Genomic DNA, 20,785 nt, shown 5'->3' with positions numbered 1-20,785 from the left:
CGTAAGAGGAAGCGAATTCAAAACGTGTACTGAAGCTGTTTAAAAGAACGAATGATGATTACTTTTTGCTTGCCGATGCGGCGTTCGGCTATTTTCTTCATATTTCCGGGATGAATCCAAATGGCATCCATCCCGCAGGAGGTAGCTCCAACGATGTCGTTGCGCCACGAATTCCCCACCATGACGCTTTGTCCGGGCGTCATGCCGATAGTCTTCATAGCGGCTTCAAAGATGGCTGGATGCGGCTTGCGCGGCCCATCCTTCTCCGAACTAAACAATCGATCCTGCTTAATCCACGTAGTAAGCTTCAGCTTCTGCAAATTGTTTTGCAGTCGTTTTCTGTTCCCATTACTTATAATTGCAAGTTTATAGTTATGAGATAGTGCCTCTAGTGTATCTTCAACTCCTGGGAAGAGCGCAACGAAGTTGTCTTCCTGTTCTTCCACTTGCTCAAAAAATGATCGTGTAAAGGCGGGGCTTACTTGAATCGGGAAAGGCTGCAGCGCCTTTTGCAAGCAAACATGTCGCAGCTCATCAGGGGAGATTGGACTCCGCAGGGGTGTCTTCCGGTGACGACTCCACTCCAACTTATAGCTTTGAAGGGCATCATGGGATGACCAGGCTTGTTTCTCTGGCTCCCACCTTGCGGTGAAGTCGCCCATGACTTCTACAAAAGCTGAATCAAAGCACTGCCTACGGTCTAAAATGGTGTTATTCATATCAAAAAAAATAATCTTTTTGCGAGTTGGAGAAAAAAAAGGGCTCACGATGAGAACCTCCTTCTGAAGTCCGCTTTGGCCTTTACTTGCTTCATTATATGTTTATGTGCGCATCCGTTTTTTTATTTTTATTTCGTATGCTATGATGAAGTGAGTATGTCAAAAATCGGGGTGGGCACTTATGGATAAGTTAATTATTATTGATGGAAACTCAATTGCGAATCGGGCATTTTATGCGCTTCCGCTGCTAAGTAATTCAAATGGGCTGCACACAAACGCGGTGTATGGTTTTACGACCATGCTGCTTAAACTTATTGAGGAAGAGAAACCGACTCATTTTCTAGTTGCCTTTGATGCTGGGAAAATTACGTTCCGACATAAGGAATATACGGAGTATAAAGGCGGAAGAGCGAAGACGCCTCCTGAGCTTTCGGAGCAATTTCCGTTGATTAAAGAACTGCTGCAAGCGTTCCAAATCCCGCAATTTGAACTGACGGGCTATGAGGCTGACGATATTATCGGAACGTTGACCAAAACAGCCGATGAGCTGGGAGAAAAGGTTCTGCTCGTCTCAGGAGACAAAGATATGCTGCAGCTTGCTTCTGAGCATGTCACCGTTGCCATTACTCGCAAGGGGATTAGCGAGGTGGAACTCTACAATCCTGAAGCCATCAAGGAGAAATATGGTCTTACACCTAAGCAAATTATCGATTTAAAAGGTCTTATGGGTGATACCTCAGATAACATCCCAGGTATTCCGGGTGTAGGAGAGAAAACCGCACTTAAGATGCTACATGAGTTCGGTACAGTCGAAGAAGTGCTTGCCAATGCAGGAAGTTTAAAAGGAAAGATGAAAGAAAAAGTAGAAGAGCATGCTCAGGATGCGATTATGAGTAAGGAGCTTGCCACGATATTCCGTGAAGTGCCTATGGAAACAGGGTGGTCTTCGTTTCGTTATGCAGGATATGATGGACAAGCGCTCTCCGGTATGTTCCGCAAGTTGGAGTTTAAAAGCTTGTTGGAAAAGATGGACTTCACGAGCGGCGTAGAGACTGAAGATGAGCGCATTTTAGTAAGCCTTGATATCGAGGTTGTGACAGCTGAGCATGTGAATGAGTTGCTAATTTCTCTGGGTGACAGCGCGCCCATCCATGTTGAGGTCGTAGGCGAGAACCCGCATCATTCGGAAATCGCGGGCATCTCCTTTTATATCGAAGAAAGCGAAAAGTGTTTCTATTTATCCTTTGAGCTGCTAATGAGCGAAGCGGGTGCGCCGGTTCGTGACTGGTTAAGCGACGCTTCGAAGAAAAAGCAATTGCTCGACCAGCACCGCGCCGAGTTGGCGCTGGCTTGGCAGGGTGTCCAGCTCAGAGGGGTGGACTTCGATGTGCTGCTGGCCGCTTATTTACTTGATCCCACAGAATCGAATCTTACGCTTAGCGGCCTCGCAAGTAAGTATGGCCTTCCAAGTATGAAGGCCGATGAAGAGATTTTTGGCAAGGGAGCGAAGTTTCGCTTGCCGGAGCTGCCTGCTCTTAGCGACCATTTATGCCGCAAGGTGTACACGACTGCGCGCGCCGTGCCGGTGCTGCGTGAAGACCTTGAGAAGGGCGAGATGAATCGCCTCTTCTATGAGCTAGAGCTGCCGCTTGCCGGCGTGCTCGCAGAAATTGAAATGCGCGGCATCAAAGTTGACGCCGCGGATCTTAAGGCGCTCGGCGAGGAGCTTGCGAGTAAGCTGGATACGATTATGACGCGCATTTACAAACTCGCTGGAACGGAGTTCAATATCAATTCACCTAAGCAGTTGGGTGAGATCCTGTTCGAGAAGCTGGGACTCCCCGCTTCGAAGAAGACGAAGACCGGCTACTCTACGGACGCTGAGGTACTGGAGAGACTAGCCCCCTACAATGAAGTTGTAGGGGAGATCTTGAATTACCGACAGCTAGCGAAGCTGCAATCGACTTATGTAGAGGGGCTGCTTAAAGAGGTGCGGGCAGAGACGGGTAAGGTGCATACCTATTACCGTCAGACGATTGCTGCGACGGGTCGTCTCAGCAGCCAGTTCCCGAATCTCCAGAACATCCCTATTCGTCTGGAGGAAGGGCGTAAAATCCGCAAGGTGTTCGTCCCATCCGAGCCCGGTTGGTACATACTTGCAGCGGATTACTCACAGATTGAGCTTCGCGTGTTGGCGCACATCTCGCAGGACTCCAACCTGAAGGAAGCTTTCCTTCAGAACATGGATATCCATACGAAGACGGCAATGGACGTCTTCGGCGTAGCGGAGGACGCTGTTGACTCGAATATGCGCCGTCAGGCCAAGGCCGTAAACTTCGGTATCGTTTACGGCATCAGCGACTATGGATTATCTCAGAACTTAGATATAACCCGTAAGGAAGCAGCTACCTTTATCGAGCAATATTTTGCTGTGTTTCAAGGGGTGCGCAAGTATATGGATGATATTGTAAAGGATGCTCGGAAAGATGGATATGTCACAACGCTGCTTCAGCGTCGGCGTTATCTACCTGAGATTACAGCTTCCAATTTTAATCTTCGCTCGTTCGCTGAGCGTACGGCTATGAATACACCGATTCAAGGCACCGCAGCGGATATTATTAAGCTTGCGATGGTGCAGATGGCAGAGAGATTGAAACAAGATGGGCTGAGAAGCCGCATGCTGCTTCAAGTACATGATGAGCTTGTCTTCGAAGTACCGGAAGATGAGCTTGAGACGATGAAGCGTATCGTGCCTGAGGTGATGGCTGCCGCCCTTAAGTTGGACGTGCCCCTACGAGCAGATGTGGATTACGGACTAACTTGGTATGACGCCAAATAAAGTGAGGTTGCCTCCAAATTAACCAAGTAAGAGGTGAAAGCTGTGCCAGAATTACCTGAAGTTGAAACTGTCAGACGCACCTTGAATAAGCTCGTTTCTGGTAAAACGATTGCTCATGTGAAAGTCAGACTGCCGCGCATTATTCAGAAGCCGGATGATATTCAAATGTTCGAGGTGCTGCTGCAGGGTCAGACAATTGAGACCATTGAGCGCAGGGGGAAATTTCTGTTGTTTGTTCTTGATGATTATGTGATGGTCTCGCATCTTCGCATGGAAGGACGATACGGACTGTACGAGGGCGAGGCGCCGCTTGAGCTGCACACGCATGTGCTGTTCCGTTTTACTGACGATAGCGAGCTTCGCTACAAGGATGTCAGACAGTTTGGGACGATGCATCTGTTCCCCAAAGGAGAGGAATTGACGCAGCCTCCCCTGCTGAAGCTAGGCTTGGAGCCGCTTGATGAATCGTTTACCTTTGAGGTTTTTCGAGAGCGGATTGCCAAGCGTCCCACGAAGATTAAACCGCTCTTGCTGAATCAAGAATATATCGTGGGTATCGGGAATATTTATGTAGACGAGTCGCTCTTTCTAGCTGGTATCCATCCAGAGCGAGCAGCCTCTTCATTGACTCGCAAGGAGCTTGAGCGGCTGCATGAGGCAATCGTTCGAACGTTAAGCGATTCCGTTGAGGTAGGGGGTTCGTCGATTAAATCTTATGTGAATGGACAAGGTGAAATCGGTCTATTTCAACATCAATTTAACATCTACGGACGTCAATCGGAAGCCTGCAAAAAATGTGGCAGTGAAATTTACAAAACGGTGGTTGGCGGCAGAGGGACACATATTTGCCCTACGTGCCAACCCTTAGAAAGGAAGCTAGTGCGAAAGAAATCGGATAAATAGGCACGTGATGCCTACCCTCTCCATATGATAAGGAGTACTCAACCTAGGCAAATTGCTTGCGCAGCAAATTAGCTTAGGGAAAACTCTTAGGAGGGGTTTTATGCTTCCTGTGATTTCATTACTTATTCTAGCTTTTGCAGTTTCTTTGGACGGTTTTGGCGTTGGTGTGATGTATGGCTTACGCAAAATCCGAATTCCGCTCCTATCCATTGGCATTATATCGCTTTGGTCGGGAATTATTATATTCAGCTCCATGCAAATCGGCGTTCTCATGTCGTCTTTCATGAGTCCTTTGGTTGCGCAGCGGATTGGAGCATTGATCCTGATTGGTATCGGCATATGGGCTTTAATGCAGATGAGGCAGCATAAGGTTCAGGAAGCTCATGAGCCTGCGGAATCTCTAAGTTTGCAGGGTGATAGCGTCCATGTCAGATCGACAGGGGAACCTGTCGGGCAAACGTTAGATACCCTTCAACGGACGAAGGAAATTCTGAATATTGAATTGAAGCGGTTTGGCTTGGTTATTCAAATTTTGCGGACACCTTCGATTGCAGACGTGGATCGATCTGGTAATATTTCTGCATCGGAAGCAACGCTCCTTGGATTGGCTTTGTCGCTTGATGCCTTTGGAGCTGGAATTGGCGCAGCATTAATTGGCTTTGTTCCTTTCCTAACCGCTTCGGTCATTGCCTTATCTAGCGGCATCTTTATTGCCATCGGGCTTCGCATTGGCTTTCGTTATGCCGAGATGAGCTGGATGAAGAAACTATCTGTGCTTCCAGGATGTGTGCTAATTGTAATGGGAATTATGAAAATGTTGTAAGCTCGAAGGAAGCTTTACGGTAAATAAATTCAGTCAGAAAAAGCAGACTATGCTTGCGAGGATAGTTCTGTTTGAGCAAAACTCGAAGGAGCGCTTATCCATGAATATCGGGTTAACAGGAGGAATCGCTTGCGGCAAAAGCACAGTTAGTGCCATGCTGGTTAACCGCGGCGCTATATTGGTGGATGCGGATAAACTTGCCCGCGACGTAGTAGAGCCCGGCAGCCCTGTTCTGGACAGGGTTGCGTCTCATTTTGGACAAGATGTTCTGCATAGCAACGGGTCACTTAACCGTAAGAAGCTTGGAGAAATTATCTTTGCGGACCCCGCTTCGCGCAAGCAGTTGGAGGGAATGCTTCATCCACCGATACGCGCGTTAATGCGTGAACAGATGGAAACGGCTGAACGTGAGCACCCAGATAAGCTGGTTGTCGTTGATGTGCCTTTGTTGTACGAGTCTGATCTAAGCTTCATGTTTCATGAGGTGATGGTTGTGTATGTTCCTCGCGAGGTTCAATTCCAACGGTTGCTATTACGAGACGGTCTCTCTGAACATGCTGCACTAGAAAGGCTGCAATCGCAGATGTCTATCGAAGAAAAGCGGGAACGCGCTGATTTTGTCATTGATAATCGTGGAACAAAAGAAGAAACGAGTCGTCTTATCGATGAGTTTTGGTTAAGGAAGGGGCTTTCATGACATTTTTACGCAAAAAGCGAGTTTTCGCGCTTCTGCTGATTTGTTTTGTCCTAGTCCTGTTTATGAATAGCACAGTAATCGGAAGAAAACTGTATCCCATTTACTTTAAGAAGGAAATTCAGCAAAGCGCGGCGAAACATCATATAGATCCTCTTCTTATTGCAGCTGTTATTAGGGTGGAAACGAATTATAAGCACCATTTGGAATCAAAAAAAGGTGCGATCGGTCTCATGCAGCTTATGCCCGATACGGCAGCTTGGATTGTGGAATCGGCTGATTTAGCGCCAAATACGCAAGCTGATTTGCTCAAAGCAGAAATTAACATCAATTTAGGTGCCTGGTATTTGAATTGGCTAATCAAGCATTACAACGGAAATTTAGTTTATGCGATTGCCGCTTATAATGCAGGCCAAGGTAATGTGAATAGATGGAAGCAAAATGAAGTATGGGATGGCACGGAAGCGAATATTAACCAAATTCCTTTTGGTGAAACGCGTCATTACGTTCAACGGGTTTTGTATTATTATGAGAAATATACGAAGTTGTATACAGAAAAATAGCGCGCATCCCTCGGAATACCAATAAAAACAAAGAAGCATCGGACTAGCTCCTTAGCGGGGCTGTAGAGTCCAATACTTCTTGTTTGCAGTTTACAAGCTTAGTCTGGATTCAATTATTTGAATTGACCAGCCAAAGATTGTTCTGCAATTTGTACCAGTCGACGAGTAATGTTACCACCGATGGCACCAGCATCACGAGTAGCCATATTACCCATGTATCCATCTTGTGGGATGGAGATACCCAGTTCTTGTGCTACCTCGTATTTCAACTGATCCAACGCTGCGGTTGCTTGAGGAACGACTAAAGCATTGCTGTTGCGGGATTGTCCTGCGCCCATGTCTGTTCACCTCCTTGTCGTTGGTGATAGTATTATGTGCGTTTTTGTGAAGAACATGACTTGTAACATCTGGGAAAAAACCAGGAGAGAAAGGAGAGAAAAGAGCGAATGAAGTGTCCATTTTGTGACTATTCTGGTACGAAAGTGCTCGATTCCCGACCCGCTAACGAAAATAAGTCCATACGTAGACGCCGTGAGTGTGAGAAATGTACGAGGCGCTTTACGACCTTCGAGATGGTTGAAGAAACACCTTTGATTGTGATTAAGAAGGACGGAAGCCGGGAAGAGTTTAGCCGCGAGAAGATGCTGCGAGGGTTAATTCGAGCTTGTGAGAAGCGGCCTGTGTCGATGGAGAGGCTGGAGGTCATCGTATCCGAAGTCGAAATGCAGCTTCGGAATACTGCGCATGCCGAAGTGGACAGCTTGGCAATTGGTGAAATTGTAATGGAGCAGCTGTACCCCGTTGATGAAGTGGCGTACATTCGTTTCGCATCTGTTTACAGACAATTTAAAGATATCAATATGTTTCTTAAAGAATTGACGCAAATTTTAGGCAAACACGACAACGGACCCATTCGGGATAAATAAAGAAATCTTATATAAGAAAATCTAAAAGCCGGAAAGCTAGGTACTATAAGCAACGGAAAGCCGCATGGAGACTCATGCGGCTTCATTTGCATATTTGTATAGGGGAATTGCTTATGGTTCGTTGCCTGCTTGGGGAGTCTGCAGTCGTCCGACATTCGCTTGATCATGTTGGCCACCCCATGTGTTATGCGGACTTGTCGGCCATTGTGAGCCTTGAACTTGAGCACTTCCATGAGATTGTACACCTTGCCATTGACCGCCTTGTGGAGCAGTGGTATAAGGGACTGCAGGATGAGCATGTTGCGGATGGGAAACGCCAGGGTATGTGTGGGTATGATAGGTGTGAGTAGGATATGTGTGCGCAGGGTACTGATGGTAAGGATGATAAGCGTGGTGGTGCGGAAACGGATGGTAGGGATGATGATGGTGTGGATGTTGAGGGTAATGATGATGGTGCGGATGGTGCGGATAATGATGATGAGGCTGCTGGTGATGCGGATGCGGGTGTTGTTGATGGTGGTTGTAACTCATCGAATAGTCCTCCTAAAGATGTGATACAACAACCTATGTAGCGATTGCTTAAATGGATGCTTGCCTATTTGTAAATTTTAATTTTATGTATAATTACAATAAAAATTACATTATTTCCAGTTTATTCATTCAAATATAACAGGTAAGAAAACTTCTGGAGAAGCTGCAGAGCAAAAAAAGAGAAAGGGGGAGATCCCTTTCTCCTTTTTTGAGTAAATCTGGACTATTTCGTCCCTTATCTATGATGCCCGCCAGGTCCCCCGTGACCTCGGTGACCTCCGTGCGAACCGCCATGACCGCCGTGCCAATGCCCCCCATCCAGCCGTGGGGATAGTATGAGTAAGCAACGGGAGCGGGATAAGCCGTAATTACAGGATATGGATAGGCATAAGGATAGGGGTTTGGAACATAAGTTATTAAATATCTCCTCCTAAATAATAGATACAACAACGTATGTATCTATTTAGGAGGATGCTTGCCTATCATGAATTGGGCATACGCAGGTATGATACTCCAAAGCTTTTTCAGCGTGAGAGGAAGGTTTTTCGTTGTCAAATACCGCTTATCGACAATTATTTGTATTGCTGCTTTGCCTGACATCCGGTCTTGTTGATGTGATCGGATATATTGAATTAGGGCATGTATTTACGGCCAATATGACAGGAAATATTGTATTGTTAGGACTGGCAGTCGGACATGTGCAAGGACTTGAGGTTCTTCGTTCTATTTTGGCGCTCATTGGTTTTATTGCAGGAACGGCAACAGCAGCTTTTCTTGCTGCAAGAAGTAAAGAGAAAGCTTTTTGGCCATCTGCACTTACCACTATTTTTATTTTGGAGTCTATGGTATTAATTACCTTTAGTATCCTTTTTCAGCTAGGCGCTGGCAAGCAGGATGTTTACATAATGATTATTTTACTAAGTTATGCCATGGGGATCCAAACGACGGCTGCGAGAACGATAGGTGTAGCAGGGATCTCAACTACGGTATTAACGAACAACTTAGCGAATGCAATAGAAGATTTGGTTAAACGATTACGAATGCTCCTTCGCAGGGGAGAAAGTCCAGAACGTTTGACGCGCGATTCGCTTCTTCGCATGGCTGGTGTGGCGATCTATGGAATTGGCGCAGTTGCAGGTACAATTGCTGAATACCGCTGGCCATTCTTTATTAGTTGGGTGCCTGCCTCAGTCATAACAGCTATAGTTGCTACGGCTATCATTCGTTCTTCCTTCCGTGATCAAGCGAATTCAAACTAACGGAGTGCTACACATGAAGATGTCATGGAATTAAAAATGAAAATATGAAAGGTGTCCTTCCACAAAAAGCCTTTGGAAATCGTGAAACTCGAAGAACCCTTTATGACTCAATATAATCGTTATTCCTTGGTTATATTTACACCAGGGAAAAGGTACTAACGAACATTTGTGCGGCCTCGGATAATGGAATATTTTTTAGTTTGACGATACCAATCTCACGCGGCGGAATAGGATCCTTTAAATCAATTTCAAACACAGTGGTTTGGTTCCTATCTACGAATTCTCGTATAATGCAGGAAACACCGAGTCCGATTCGGGCAAACTCAACGAGCAGGTCAAGACTACCCAGTTCGATTTCTGGTACAATTTTATACCCTTTTTGCTCAATATATTGATCAACGTACAGCCTTGAGTTGCTCCCTTGTTCAAGAAGTATGAGGGGTGAAGAAAGCAATTCATTTAGGCTGATCTTGCGTCCTTGTAAATGTTCAAAACGAGGGCCTGCAATGAAGCAATCGTGAACGTCTACTACCTTTTGTACTTCCAATTGGATGTCGTCCAACGGTAAATTAACGAGGGCAAAATCAATTTTTCTTTTTTTTAGCAATTCTACGCTTTCCAACGTAGTTCGATTTGTAACTTTTAATTTTATTCCGGGATGCTTGCGGTAGAATGCTTCAAGTGAGGGGAGTAAGATATACCTGCAGAGTGTATCCCCTGCGCCGATTCTCACTTCTCCGGCGAGAAGTTGTCGCATTTCCGCAATCTTCTTTTCACCGAGAGAAATAATCTGAAATGCTTGTTCTATGTATTCTAGCAAAACGTTTCCTTCTTTAGTTAGAGTAACACCTTTTGAAGCACGCGAGAACAGCGCTCCTCCCATTATATTCTCCAATTGTTTGATAGAGTGACTGACCGCTGGTTGGGTAACATGCAACTGTCCTGCAGCTTTTGTCAGACTACCTGTCTTTGCGCATGCATAAAAAACACGATATAAATCCAAACTGCTATGTTCCACCTTCCATTACCTCCATTTATAGATAACATCAAAAATAACAATTTTTTTTATGCCATTTTTTCTATTATACTTGAAATAAACCTGGTGAGTAGAATTTGGGGAGGCATGTTTAGTTGAACAACGTTTGGATCCTAAGTCTAGTAAGTTTCTTTACGGATATGGGCAGTTACATGGTAGTACCGCTTGTCCCTATCCTCTTAGCTTCTTCTGGCCCTGTATTTATTGGCATCATTGATGGCGTTGCTGAAAGTTTGACAAGCGTTTTGAAGTTATGGTCCGGATATGCATCCGACCATAGGAAAAACCATAAGCGAATGGCCATTTGGGGCTACGGTTTATCGGGGATCGGACGGATTTTTCTTATTATTGCAACTTCATGGCTAGGAGTGTTCGTCTGGAAAATCGTCGATCGGGTAGGTAAAGGCATCCGGACAGCTCCACGTGATGCGCTCATTTCGGAGGCAGGTGGGAAAAGGCAGGGGCGGTCTTTTGGTTTGCATCAAATGATGGACATGCTTGGAGCGTCAATTGGAATCGGGATTGCATACGTTATGCTAATAGTGGTTGATCAAGATAACTATAGATCCATATTTATTGCCTCATTAATTCCGATCATCATTGGTTTTTCTATGTTGTTTAAGATTAAAGATCGGTACAAAGAAGACGCAAAGGATAATCACAAAGTAACCAGAAGTAGTATAAAGAGCTGGAACCGTTTTGATCGAACCACAAAGCGGATATTACTTGTCATTTTGTTTTTTACCTTTGCCAACTCCTCTAATTCGTTTTTATTGTTGCGAGCCAATGAATTGGGAGTGTCCACTGAAAATACATTACTTCTGTACCTAGCTTTTCATCTTATTGCATCCTTATTATCTTACTTCTCGGGCTTGATTTCTGATCGATTCGGGAGCAGGTTAATTCTAACTGCTGGATATGGTTTATATGGATTGATTTATTTTCAATTCGGCTTTTCTTCCAGCTTAACTGAATTATGGCTCGGATTTTGCCTTTTGGGGATATATTCAGCATTGACGAAAGGGGTGGAAAAAGCAGTCATTGCTAGATCTGCCCCTTCTGAAATGAAAGCGACCGCTTTAGGCGCCTATGCCATGTTTACAGGAATCGGTTTGTTGCCAGCCTCTCTGTTGATGGGGGTGGTTTGGGAGGTATTTGGAGCAACGGTTGCATTTAACCTTTGCGGCGGTATAGCGGTCCTCACTGCAATATTAATTTACTGGGTTCTATCTTCTCAAAGAAAACTTGAAAAATGTATTAATTAAGTAGGCTGGAAGAGGATTAGAATTGTCCACCGATAAATGGCAGCGAGTTTATCAGAGATATCCAAGATCATCGGCTTCCATCGTAGTACCAACGAGTGCCTTCTCTAGAACAAGTGAAACCAGCATATCACGCCGCAATAGTTGGAAACATGGATGGAGCCGTGCTGCTGTTGGACTGGAAGAGGCATTGTTTTTATGTCAAAGTTGATTTCGAAAGAGAAGTTATGACGAAGGTGTTTGAATGCTGTAGAGTAATCATAGAATAACCGCCCTTAAATTAGGCGGTTATTTGTGCTATCGTCGTTGTTGGATTGAGCTATCTAATTGAAGATGAATGATAATCAAGTTATTTATTATTAGCAACTTGTGTTGAAATTTGCCAGGTTACGCCGAATTTGTCTGTTACATGTCCATAAGATGGGCTCCAGAAAGTCTCTTGAAGCGGCATAATAATTTGACCACCTTTTTGCAGTTTCTCGAATACTTCTTTCGATTTTTCTACATCGTTTATGATGAGAGCTGTCGTCACTTGTGATCCAATTTGATATGGATGACCTGGGTAGGTGTCAGAAAGCATTAGATCTGTATGACCGACTTTCAAATGTGCATTTATTACACGGTCTTTTGCTTCAACAGGAGTAGGGTATTGTGGATTTTCAGGAATTTCTCCAAAAGTTTGAAGCCCAAGAACTATTGCATCCAATGCATCTTCATAAAATTTAACAGCTTCTTGTACATTACCCTCTAAAACTAAATGAGGATATATTCCTAAAATCATAAAAGACACCTCTTTTTAATATTTTGTTTCATGGATTTAACTTCTACGCAGAACTTTGTTCATCTTTATTTCATCAAATATTACAACCTCATTGTAAAGCACCTTCTTTATATTTTTCTTAGTATAATTTTAACATGTACCGGAAACAGTCTGATGATAAAAATTAGGTATTACTAAATTATCCTACCTCTTATTTAACCTCCAAAATGCAAAAAAAGGCCCAAATGGATGCTTTCTCTCGGGGCTTTGTTATAACAAGATTAGATGGAAGGCGCTTGAGAAGTTGGCTAGGGCGTTGGGCATAGAGGTGGAAAAGGAATAGTAATTATAGAAGTTAGTAAGTGCATTAGATAATATCAGAAGTCACTAAATGGAGCTCAGGGGTGAGGGGGAATCATAAAAGTATCTAGAGACACATTCTTTAAATGGTTAGAAGGTGGGACGAAGCAAGGATGAAAATCCTTGCTTTTTTTATTTCATAATGGTAGTATTTCCTACAACGTTTAGTGTTTATCAGTAAGGTAAACAAACGAAAATTAGTTTTGAACCTTCGGGGTTGGGTGAAATTCCCTACCGGCGGTGAGGATACGTTCGTGTATCTCAAGCCCGCGACTCCCGGCTCTTTTGGCTGGGACTGACTTGGTGGAATTCCAAGGCCGACGGTAAAGTCCGGATGGGAGAAGGTGAAGAGCAGCTTGTTAAAATATTCATTTTAACGAGTTGTTTATCGATGCCCCCGTTGCTTGTCAAACGGGGGCATCGTTTCTTTCAGAAGGTTCAATTCAAAACATTCTTAGGAGGTTTTTGAATTGGAAAATGCAATGGATTTAAGAAGTAAAGCTAGAAATGGACTTTCCTCGCGAACCGTGGGCATCCATGGGATCTGGTATGTCGCCCTGGGCGCTACACTATGGGGGCTTGATCCTCTTTTCCGTATCTTATTGCTAAAGAGCTTCACATCCGCTCAGATCGTTTTCATTGAGCATTTGCTGTTGGCGTGTTATGCGCTGCCAGTTCTTATTAAATTTCGTAAGAACCTAACTGGCAAGCTAACATTGGCTGTCCTTGGAGCGTTTCTTTTTATATCTTGGGGGGGATCGGCGATCGCAACCATCCTCTTTACTTCGGCTTTTGCTCATGGAAGTGCAAATGCCGTCCTGCTGCTGCAGAAATTGCAGCCGTTGTTCGCGATTATTTTAGCAAGGTTAATGCTTAAAGAATCTTTGCCTTCCAAATTTTTTATGTATATTCTTGTTGCGCTGCTAGGCACTTATTTATTGACATTCGGTTTTGGATCACCTGCACTAGGTTTGAAGGATCTGGGTACCATGAGCTGTTTATTCTCCATTTTGGCAGCTGTCCTATGGGGTGGGTCGACAGTAATGGGCAAGTACTTACTGCAGAAAAACATTGACTTTCCTGTTGTTACTGCACTACGTTTCTTACTCGCCGTACCCTTGCTGCTGATCGTGCTCTTGGTTAGCGGAGATGCCTGGCATGTTGATAGCCATACAACGGGGCTTATAATCATTGGCGTCAATCTTATGTTCCAAGCTTTCTTCCCAGGCTTGATTAGTATGCTCCTCTATTATAAAGGCTTATCATCGACCAAGGCGTTCTTCGCAACGCTTGCCGAACTGGCTTTTCCTGCTGTGGGAGTGCTTATTAATTGGCTCGTATTCGGTCAGGAATTAACGTTAGGACAGCTGTTTGGTTTTGTTTTAATTTGGCTCACCTTATGGTTGATGAGCCGCGGTAAGCGAGAGACAAAAAAGACGAGTAACTAATTTCGTTCATCCCTTTGTGCATGAATCGAATCTGAGCTGTTAATCTGAGTTGTCGCGTCATGATTATCTTTTTCAATTAACACTTTGTAGCCATGATCGATGAATACATCAGCGAACCTATATAATTCTTGCGAATCTCTGAAAGATAATTCGATGGTCTTTTCGTCACTGTCAATTACGTAGATACGGAACATAGGGCAGCACCTCTCAATGGGGGATACAAGCCATATAGCATATTCGTGATTGAAAGGGATTATGCTATAAATTGTGTCCTTCAACTAGCTGCTCGTACTTCCTTCAACTTCCTATAGGCAGGAACGGTTCTTCGATGTAACATATTGTGAGGGTGATAACGATGTTCATTTCTCCAATGTTACTACAAGACGCCAAAGACAATAAACCGTTCAACCGTAAAAACTACGTCGTTGAGCAAAAATTAGACGGCATTCGCTGTGTTATTTCCAATATGGACGAGTTATATATCTATACGAAGCAAAACATACGGATTACAAATAAATTCCCTGAGCTACATAAATGCCCTTTGCCAGAAGGAACTATCGTTGACGGCGAATTAATGATTATCGATCAACAAGGGAAACCTGATTATGAAGCGATGTCAACCAGATTCTTATCTAACAAGAATAAAACACCAGTTACGTTTTATGCATTTGATATTCTTCGCTATAAGGGAATTGATGTAACGGGCTTACCCTTATTAAAGCGGAGAGAACTGCTTGAACAAGCTTTGGTTGAAAGTGAGCAGTATAAGAAAATTCAATTGTTCGAAGGCAAAGCGAAAGAATATTTCGAGCAGATTCAGAAGGATGGACTCGAGGGCATCGTCATCAAGCGTTCTGATGTGAATTCCAAATATACTGTCGGCAAACGTTCTAATTCATGGCAAAAAGTGATTAATTGGCTGCATGCGGATGTTTATATTTCAGGTTATAGAAAAAGTGATTTTGGCTTACTAGCTTCGATTGACGCTGCGAATGGATCTAAAGTTTCTGTGGGGGTTATTGAGTCCGGTGTTACCCCAGAACACAAGCAAGTTATAGATCGTATCAAAAGCCGACTCGTTTATAAAGAAGACAAGAGCTTTGCTTACATGGAGCCATTGCTTATGGCCAAGATTAAAACAAAAAATTGGACAAGAAGCGGAAAGTTACGATCTCCCGTGTTCATGGATTTTGTCATCTGAATATAAAAGACTGCACTCACCGTAAGAACGAAAGGGTGGCTGCAGTCTTTTTGGTTTGACTTGCTTCTCAATCCTTGAATTAGCGTTTAAAGCCTGTTAATTGTTGTTCGGCCAATTGTACGAGCTTACGTGTAATATGTCCTCCAATAGCGCCTGTATCGCGTGTAGCCATATAACCGTAGTAACCATCTTGGGGAATCTGGATACCTAATTCTTGTGCAGCTTCGTATTTCAATTGTTCGAGTGCTGCTCTTGCTTGTGGGACAACTAGTGTGTTGCTGCTTCTGCCAGCCATTTGATTCACTCCTTTAAGTGGTGTGAGTGTAGTTTGTGGAGATAATGGTTTATTATTCATTCTTAACAAAAAAAGTTTGCACAAAAAAAGAAGAGGTTTCCCTCTTCTTAGGCGGTTCGATTAGAGCACTTTTTTGTTAAACCATGATCTTACAGATATCATTTGTAAACTCAACCGGGTCTTGAAGCGGCAAGCCTTCGATCAAGAGTGCTTGGTTGTACAACAGTGCGGTATACAAATTCAGCTTGTCCTTATCTTTCTCAAAAGCATCTTTCAACGATTCAAACACAGCGTGATGAACATTGATTTCTAATACCTTGTCCGCTTTTACGTTCGGGTTATTTGGCATTGCATTCAATATTTTTTCCATTTCGATAGTGACATCGCCATCGGTTGAGAAGCATACGGGATGGGATCTCAGTCTTTTTGATGCTCTTACTTTTGTTACTTTATCCGATAGCAAGCTTGTCATATGCTCGAAAAGCTCTTGGTTGTTATTTTTGTCGGAATCCGTATTGTCCTGTGCTTCATCCGCTTCAATGCCCAGATCACCGCTGGAGACGGATTTGAATTCTTTGTCTTTGTATTTCATAATCGTTTTAATCGCGAATTCATCGATATCATCGGTGAAATAAAGAATTTCGTAGCCTTTTTCAGATACAAGTTCTGTCTGAGGAAGCTTTTCGATTCTTTCATTGGATTCCCCAGAAGCGTAATAAATGTATTTTTGATCTTCCGGCATGTTTGTTACATATTCATCTAAGGTTACGAGCTTCTTCTCTTTGGAGGAGTAGAACATGACTAAATCTTGCAGCACGTCTTTGTGAGTGCCATAGTCACTATAAATTCCGAATTTTAACTGTCTGCCAAAGCTCTTGTAGAACTGCTCGTACTTTTCTCTTTCATCCTTCAATAAGCTTTGCAGTTGGCTTTTAATTTTGCTCGTAATGTTCTTAGCGATAAGCTTCAATTGTCGGTCATGCTGCAGCATTTCTCTGGATATGTTTAAAGATAAACTCTCTGAATCGACCATTCCTTTGACAAAGCTGAAATAATCAGGAATCAGGTCGGCGCATTTATTCATGATCAATACGCCATTGGCATAAAGCTCAAGCCCTTTTTCGTATTCTTTGGAATAATAGTCAAAAGGAATGCTCTCTGGAATATACAAGATAGCTTGATAGACTACAGCTCCATCGGCGCTGACATGGATATGCTTGAGCGGCTTGTCGTAGCCATAATGTTTTTCGTTATAAAATTTTTCATAATCTTCAGGAGTAAGCTCGCTTTTATTTTTGCGCCAAATTGGAACCATACTATTGACGGCTTGCTCCTCTTTATAATCTTCGAATTCATTATCGCTGTCTTCTTTGAGCCTTTTGCCGGAGATATCCATTTTAATTGGGTATCTGATGAAATCAGAATATTTTTTGATGATCGCTTTTAATCGGTACTCGTCCAAAAATTCATCGAAGCTTTCATCTTCCGTATTTTCTTTTATCTTCAAGATAATCTCGGTGCCGACAGCATCTTTCTCATAAGGTTCAATGGTATACCCATCAGCGCCTGTAGACTCCCACTTATAAGCGCCTTCGCCGTCTAAAGCTTTACTAATAACGGTAATTACATCGGCTACCATAAATGCGGAATAGAATCCGACGCCGAATTGACCGATAATATTGTGTCCGTCTTTGGCTTCGTTTTCTTTTTTGAATGCCAGCGAACCGCTCTTGGCGATGATCCCGAGATGGCTTTCAAGATCTTCTTTCGTCATACCGATACCGGTATCACGAATGACCAACGTTCTATTTTCCTTATCGGCGGTTACTTTAATGAAATAACTGTCTTTGTCAAAGACCAGGTTATCGTCGGTTAAAGCCTTGTAGTAAATTTTGTCGATCGCATCACTAGAATTGGAAATGAGTTCTCTCAGAAAAATCTCTTTTTGTGTATAGATGGAATTAATCATCATATCCAATAATCGCTTGGATTCTGCCTGAAACTGTTTTTTCTTCACTAGAAAATCTCCCTTCAATAGTTAACGAGTAAAATCAAGTAAATCTTCGTAATTCGTTAGCACTCTCATCCAATGAGTGCCATTCATTATTTATATAACATTACTGATATTTATTGTCAATATGTCATTCCCTTTATTCACGAAAAGAATACAATGTGCACTCATTATTAGTCCTGATTTACTGACGGGATTTGCCTGATTTTCAAGTGCAGGAAGCTCGCTTAGCATTTGTTTTATGGTTAAAAGTAGTTGTTGAGGATTTCCGTTACAAAGTGTATCATTATAGTGAATCTCCTGTTTATGGATTCTCAAGCTTAGCTTTGATACGCTCGAATTTTTGAACAAGTGAGACAAATATCCCTCTAGCTTTCCGATCTGCTCTTTTCCGTCCTCAGAACGACGTCAAGTTAGCAACCACCTTTCCATACATCCAATCAGCGCTTTTTCCTTTCATACATGCGTAGCAGCCAAACTTAACTTTGCTTGATATTGTGTTTTGGTCTTATTTCAATATGCTTACACCAGCCACCTTAGAGTGATCTCTACAGAGACGGCAGGAGGTAGGTATGTTCTATCATTCCGTCCGATATAAGCTCTTTATGAGTTTATATATACGTTTTTGAAGGAGGGAGGCTGCAGCGAGCTATTTCTGTGGTTTTGTGTGAGCTGTTACTACATCGTTCAAAGGGAGGGAGTTGATCAAAAGCAAGCAATGATGTTATAGCAATGAGTAATGTGTGACCTATCTAAATTTAAGGAGGAGAATGAATTTGACGTACAGTCGATTATCCAATCAACTTTGCTTAAGGGTGTTGATCACAAGCGGAATGCTTCTTGTGATGATGCTGGCAGCGCTTTTATTTTCAAGTAAAGCTTTGGCCCATGGTTATATTGATTCACCGAGCAGCCGCCCTGACTTATGCGCAGACGGAACTAATAAAAACTGTGGCGCTATCATTTATGAACCGCAAAGTTTGGAAGCTCTCAAAGGATTCCCAGCGGCTGGGCCCGCGGATGGTAAAATTGCAAGCGCTTCCGGCGCTTTCCCGGAACTTGACCAACAGTCGGCAACTCGCTGGAGTAAAGTGGCAATTACACCTGGGACGACTACGTTTCATTGGACGATTGAGGCCAATCATGCAACGACAAGTTGGAAATACTATATCACTAAACAAAACTGGGATCCAAACGCGCCTCTTAGCCGGGCATCGTTTGATCTGACGCCATTCTGTAACGTGGACTATAAAGGAAAGCAACCACCTCATTCCTACTCGGATACTTGTAGTGTTCCTAGCCGAACAGGGTATCAAGTTATTTTGGCTGTTTGGGAAATTTATGACACAGCTAATGCGTTCTATAACGTTATCGACGTTGATTTTGGCGGTGGGACTCCTGGCGATACGACAGCCCCTACGGCACCAACGAACTTGACTTCCTCCAATGTAGCAGCAACAAGTGCAACATTGACTTGGGGTGCGGCAACCGATAATGTAGCTGTAAGCGGATACAAAATTTATAACGGCACGAATTTGGTGGCTACAACAGCCAATGGAACTACCTTAACGTACAATCTCACGGGGCTGACTGCAAATACATTATACACGTATACCCTCCGTGCGATCGACGCCGCTGGAAATACGTCAGTAGCAAGTAATGCGGTCACGTTCACTACGCTTTCCTTGCCTGTAGATAACACAGCGCCGACGGCACCAACGAATTTATCGTCCTCGAACGTTGCCGCTACAAGTGCAACACTAACTTGGGGCGCTTCAATGGATAACGTTGGGGTAACCGGATACAAAATTTATAATGGTTCAACTTTGGTAGCTACGACTGCTAATGGAACTACTCTAACTTATAAGGTGACAGGATTGACTGCCAATACATTGTATACGTTTACAGTGCGTGCAATCGACGCTGCTGGCAATGTATCGGCTAACAGTAACGCAATCAGTTTTACGACAACAGGTTCTATAGTTGCACCTTGGGCGCCGAATATAGCCTATACAGTAGGTACGCTCGTATCTTACAACGGTCAGACATATGAAGTTCGTCAAGCACATACCTCACTTGTGGGATGGGAACCGCCTAATGTTCCTGCATTGTGGTTGCTGAAATAGGATTATTCATCCTTGTAATTTGAATGCGTCTTCATTATCGTTTGAGCTTCTGTAAAAAGACCTGAAAGACGATAGTTGTATCTGCTTTGTTTTGTATTGATAAAAGACGAAAGCCCACTGTCCCAAAATGGGATGGTAGGTTTTTCGTCTTTTACTCCATCTGAACCTAGAAATTAATTTTAGAACTCTTTTAAGGTGTGTAAAGGAACATTTTGCTCCTTATCAGGCTGATTAAGGGGATAAATTCTAGCCATTTCATTAGGTTCATTAACATGTTGGATATAAATTGGAACCCCTTCATAAGAGACATTAACCATAACAGATGAAGCAGCAATCTCATTTGCTCGTTGTATGTCCAAGTCTAACTACCTCCGTTTTTTGGTTGTAATTATATTGTTTTCTCATATCCATTTAATTATTCTTAGGGTAAGGGAAACGCTAGGCTAATGAAATCAAATCAGGTGTATATAGGAGGGGGATTATGTTTTTCAGAACGATAGATGTTATAAAAGATAGGAATACTATCGTGTCTTTTCGTAAAGAATCATACGTTGTGAGCTTCGGGAATGAAGAAGGTTTTGGCGATGAAGATACCTATGTAAGCCGAATTCAAGAGCGAGCTAAGCGCTTTCCTGAGGGATTAGTTCTTGTTGAAGTTGAAGGGAAAACGATCGGGCAAATTGAGCTTCAAATTCTTATTTATGAAGGTGAAAATATTGGGTATGTAAATCTTTTTTACCTTATTTCTGAGTATCGAGGGAAAGGTTATGGTAAGGAACTGTTGGAGTATGCTGAGAACTTTTTTCGGAAGAATGATATCACTGAATACCATTTATGCGTATCTCCTAGTAATGCTGCAGCCTTAAGGTTCTATGAAAAATCTGGATTAACGAAGTGGCAAGAAGAATCAAACATCTATGAAATTTGGAGAATGAAAAAGAACTTATAGATAATGGTGCGTAAAATTGCATAACGAAGTGGGAGGCTGCCGCGTGCAGCCTTTTCTTCATTTAAAGAATCTATAGACAA

At 43.1% G+C, this 20,785-nt stretch carries 21 protein-coding genes and 1 riboswitch; of the genes, 12 read left to right on the top strand and 9 right to left on the bottom strand.

Annotated elements, in window-relative coordinates:
* Positions 1-17: 17 nt before the first annotated feature.
* Positions 18-767, bottom strand: coding sequence for an HAD-IA family hydrolase (locus GK047_RS16845; RefSeq protein WP_163949055.1), 750 nt, complete (start codon positions 765-767; stop codon positions 18-20).
* A 133-nt stretch (positions 768-900) separates the two neighbouring features.
* Between GK047_RS16845 and polA the strand changes: the two genes are divergently transcribed.
* The 5 genes from polA to GK047_RS16820 all read left to right on the top strand — a co-directional run bounded on the left by polA (position 901) and on the right by GK047_RS16820 (position 6,541).
* The gene (gene polA / locus GK047_RS16840) at positions 901-3,558 is read left to right on the top strand and encodes a DNA polymerase I (RefSeq protein ID WP_163949052.1); all 2,658 of its coding nucleotides are present in this window, start codon (positions 901-903) and stop codon (positions 3,556-3,558) included.
* Between the two features lie 42 nt (positions 3,559-3,600).
* Complete coding sequence (gene mutM, locus GK047_RS16835; RefSeq protein ID WP_163949049.1) at positions 3,601-4,461, top strand: DNA-formamidopyrimidine glycosylase; 861 nt, start codon at positions 3,601-3,603, stop codon at positions 4,459-4,461.
* 100 nt (positions 4,462-4,561) lie between these two features.
* The gene (locus tag GK047_RS16830) at positions 4,562-5,284 is read left to right on the top strand and encodes an MntP/YtaF family protein (protein ID WP_163949046.1); all 723 of its coding nucleotides are present in this window, start codon (positions 4,562-4,564) and stop codon (positions 5,282-5,284) included.
* Between the two features lie 100 nt (positions 5,285-5,384).
* Positions 5,385-5,981 (top strand): dephospho-CoA kinase, encoded by a 597-nt coding sequence (gene coaE, locus GK047_RS16825; RefSeq protein ID WP_163949043.1) that lies wholly within the window; start codon positions 5,385-5,387, stop codon positions 5,979-5,981.
* The gene (locus tag GK047_RS16820) at positions 5,978-6,541 is read left to right on the top strand and encodes a lytic transglycosylase domain-containing protein (RefSeq protein WP_163949041.1); all 564 of its coding nucleotides are present in this window, start codon (positions 5,978-5,980) and stop codon (positions 6,539-6,541) included. The genes coaE and GK047_RS16820 overlap by 4 nt, the downstream gene beginning before the upstream one ends.
* A gap of 113 nt (positions 6,542-6,654) precedes the next feature.
* Here the strand turns inward: GK047_RS16820 and GK047_RS16815 are convergent, their stop codons facing one another.
* On the bottom strand, positions 6,655-6,879 hold the full coding sequence (locus GK047_RS16815; RefSeq protein ID WP_163949038.1) for an alpha/beta-type small acid-soluble spore protein: 225 nt from the start codon (positions 6,877-6,879) through the stop codon (positions 6,655-6,657).
* Between the two features lie 108 nt (positions 6,880-6,987).
* On the opposite strand from GK047_RS16815, the gene nrdR reads away from it, so the two are divergent.
* Positions 6,988-7,467 carry a transcriptional regulator NrdR gene (nrdR, locus tag GK047_RS16810; protein ID WP_163949035.1) on the top strand — a complete coding sequence of 160 codons (480 nt, stop codon included), beginning with the start codon at positions 6,988-6,990 and terminating at the stop codon, positions 7,465-7,467.
* 111 nt (positions 7,468-7,578) lie between these two features.
* Here the strand turns inward: nrdR and GK047_RS16805 are convergent, their stop codons facing one another.
* Positions 7,579-7,998: a hypothetical protein gene (locus GK047_RS16805; RefSeq protein WP_163948909.1), complete on the bottom strand. Its 420-nt coding sequence runs from the start codon at positions 7,996-7,998 to the stop codon at positions 7,579-7,581.
* A gap of 548 nt (positions 7,999-8,546) precedes the next feature.
* Here GK047_RS16805 and GK047_RS16800 point away from each other — a divergent pair.
* The gene (locus GK047_RS16800) at positions 8,547-9,257 is read left to right on the top strand and encodes a YoaK family protein (protein ID WP_163949032.1); all 711 of its coding nucleotides are present in this window, start codon (positions 8,547-8,549) and stop codon (positions 9,255-9,257) included.
* A 136-nt stretch (positions 9,258-9,393) separates the two neighbouring features.
* Here GK047_RS16800 and GK047_RS16795 read toward each other — a convergent pair whose 3' ends face one another.
* Positions 9,394-10,275, bottom strand: coding sequence for a LysR substrate-binding domain-containing protein (locus tag GK047_RS16795; protein WP_163949029.1), 882 nt, complete (start codon positions 10,273-10,275; stop codon positions 9,394-9,396).
* A 113-nt stretch (positions 10,276-10,388) separates the two neighbouring features.
* Here GK047_RS16795 and GK047_RS16790 point away from each other — a divergent pair, with 113 nt between their 5' ends.
* A complete protein-coding gene (locus GK047_RS16790; protein WP_163949026.1) occupies positions 10,389-11,558 on the top strand; it encodes an MFS transporter in 1,170 nt (389 codons plus the stop codon).
* Positions 11,559-11,904: 346 nt separating this feature from the next.
* On the opposite strand, the gene GK047_RS16785 is transcribed toward GK047_RS16790, so the two are convergent.
* Positions 11,905-12,336 (bottom strand): VOC family protein, encoded by a 432-nt coding sequence (locus GK047_RS16785; RefSeq protein WP_163949021.1) that lies wholly within the window; start codon positions 12,334-12,336, stop codon positions 11,905-11,907.
* Positions 12,337-12,878: 542 nt separating this feature from the next.
* Positions 12,879-13,025: riboswitch (FMN riboswitch) on the top strand.
* 120 nt (positions 13,026-13,145) lie between these two features.
* Between GK047_RS16785 and GK047_RS16780 the strand changes: the two genes are divergently transcribed.
* A complete protein-coding gene (locus GK047_RS16780; protein WP_481856010.1) occupies positions 13,146-14,123 on the top strand; it encodes a DMT family transporter in 978 nt (325 codons plus the stop codon).
* Here the strand turns inward: GK047_RS16780 and GK047_RS16775 are convergent.
* On the bottom strand, positions 14,120-14,317 hold the full coding sequence (locus tag GK047_RS16775) for a hypothetical protein (RefSeq protein ID WP_163949018.1): 198 nt from the start codon (positions 14,315-14,317) through the stop codon (positions 14,120-14,122). The two genes, GK047_RS16780 and GK047_RS16775, sit on opposite strands and share 4 nt — an antisense overlap.
* Positions 14,318-14,493: 176 nt before the next feature.
* On the opposite strand from GK047_RS16775, the gene GK047_RS16770 reads away from it, so the two are divergent.
* Positions 14,494-15,324, top strand: a complete 831-nt coding sequence (locus GK047_RS16770) for an ATP-dependent DNA ligase (RefSeq protein ID WP_163949015.1) — start codon at positions 14,494-14,496, stop codon at positions 15,322-15,324.
* A 79-nt stretch (positions 15,325-15,403) separates the two neighbouring features.
* Here GK047_RS16770 and GK047_RS16765 read toward each other — a convergent pair whose 3' ends face one another.
* Both GK047_RS16765 and htpG read right to left on the bottom strand, forming a co-directional pair.
* Positions 15,404-15,619: an alpha/beta-type small acid-soluble spore protein gene (locus GK047_RS16765; protein WP_163949013.1), complete on the bottom strand. Its 216-nt coding sequence runs from the start codon at positions 15,617-15,619 to the stop codon at positions 15,404-15,406.
* A gap of 136 nt (positions 15,620-15,755) precedes the next feature.
* On the bottom strand, positions 15,756-17,636 hold the full coding sequence (gene htpG / locus GK047_RS16760) for a molecular chaperone HtpG (protein WP_163949011.1): 1,881 nt from the start codon (positions 17,634-17,636) through the stop codon (positions 15,756-15,758).
* Between the two features lie 770 nt (positions 17,637-18,406).
* On the opposite strand from htpG, the gene GK047_RS16755 reads away from it, so the two are divergent.
* Positions 18,407-19,756: a lytic polysaccharide monooxygenase gene (locus tag GK047_RS16755; protein WP_481856009.1), complete on the top strand. Its 1,350-nt coding sequence runs from the start codon at positions 18,407-18,409 to the stop codon at positions 19,754-19,756.
* Between the two features lie 179 nt (positions 19,757-19,935).
* Here GK047_RS16755 and GK047_RS16750 read toward each other — a convergent pair whose 3' ends face one another.
* Positions 19,936-20,115, bottom strand: coding sequence for an H-type small acid-soluble spore protein (locus tag GK047_RS16750; RefSeq protein ID WP_163949007.1), 180 nt, complete (start codon positions 20,113-20,115; stop codon positions 19,936-19,938).
* A gap of 122 nt (positions 20,116-20,237) precedes the next feature.
* On the opposite strand from GK047_RS16750, the gene GK047_RS16745 reads away from it, so the two are divergent.
* Complete coding sequence (locus GK047_RS16745) at positions 20,238-20,705, top strand: GNAT family N-acetyltransferase (RefSeq protein ID WP_163949005.1); 468 nt, start codon at positions 20,238-20,240, stop codon at positions 20,703-20,705.
* The last annotated feature ends 80 nt before the right edge of the window (positions 20,706-20,785 follow it).

The sequence above is a fragment of the Paenibacillus sp. SYP-B3998 genome (assembly GCF_010820665.1).
Lineage (GTDB): Bacteria > Bacillota > Bacilli > Paenibacillales > NBRC-103111 > Paenibacillus_E.
Note: the sequence above shows the minus strand (reverse complement) of the source record. Positions and strands in the feature narration are given on the sequence as shown.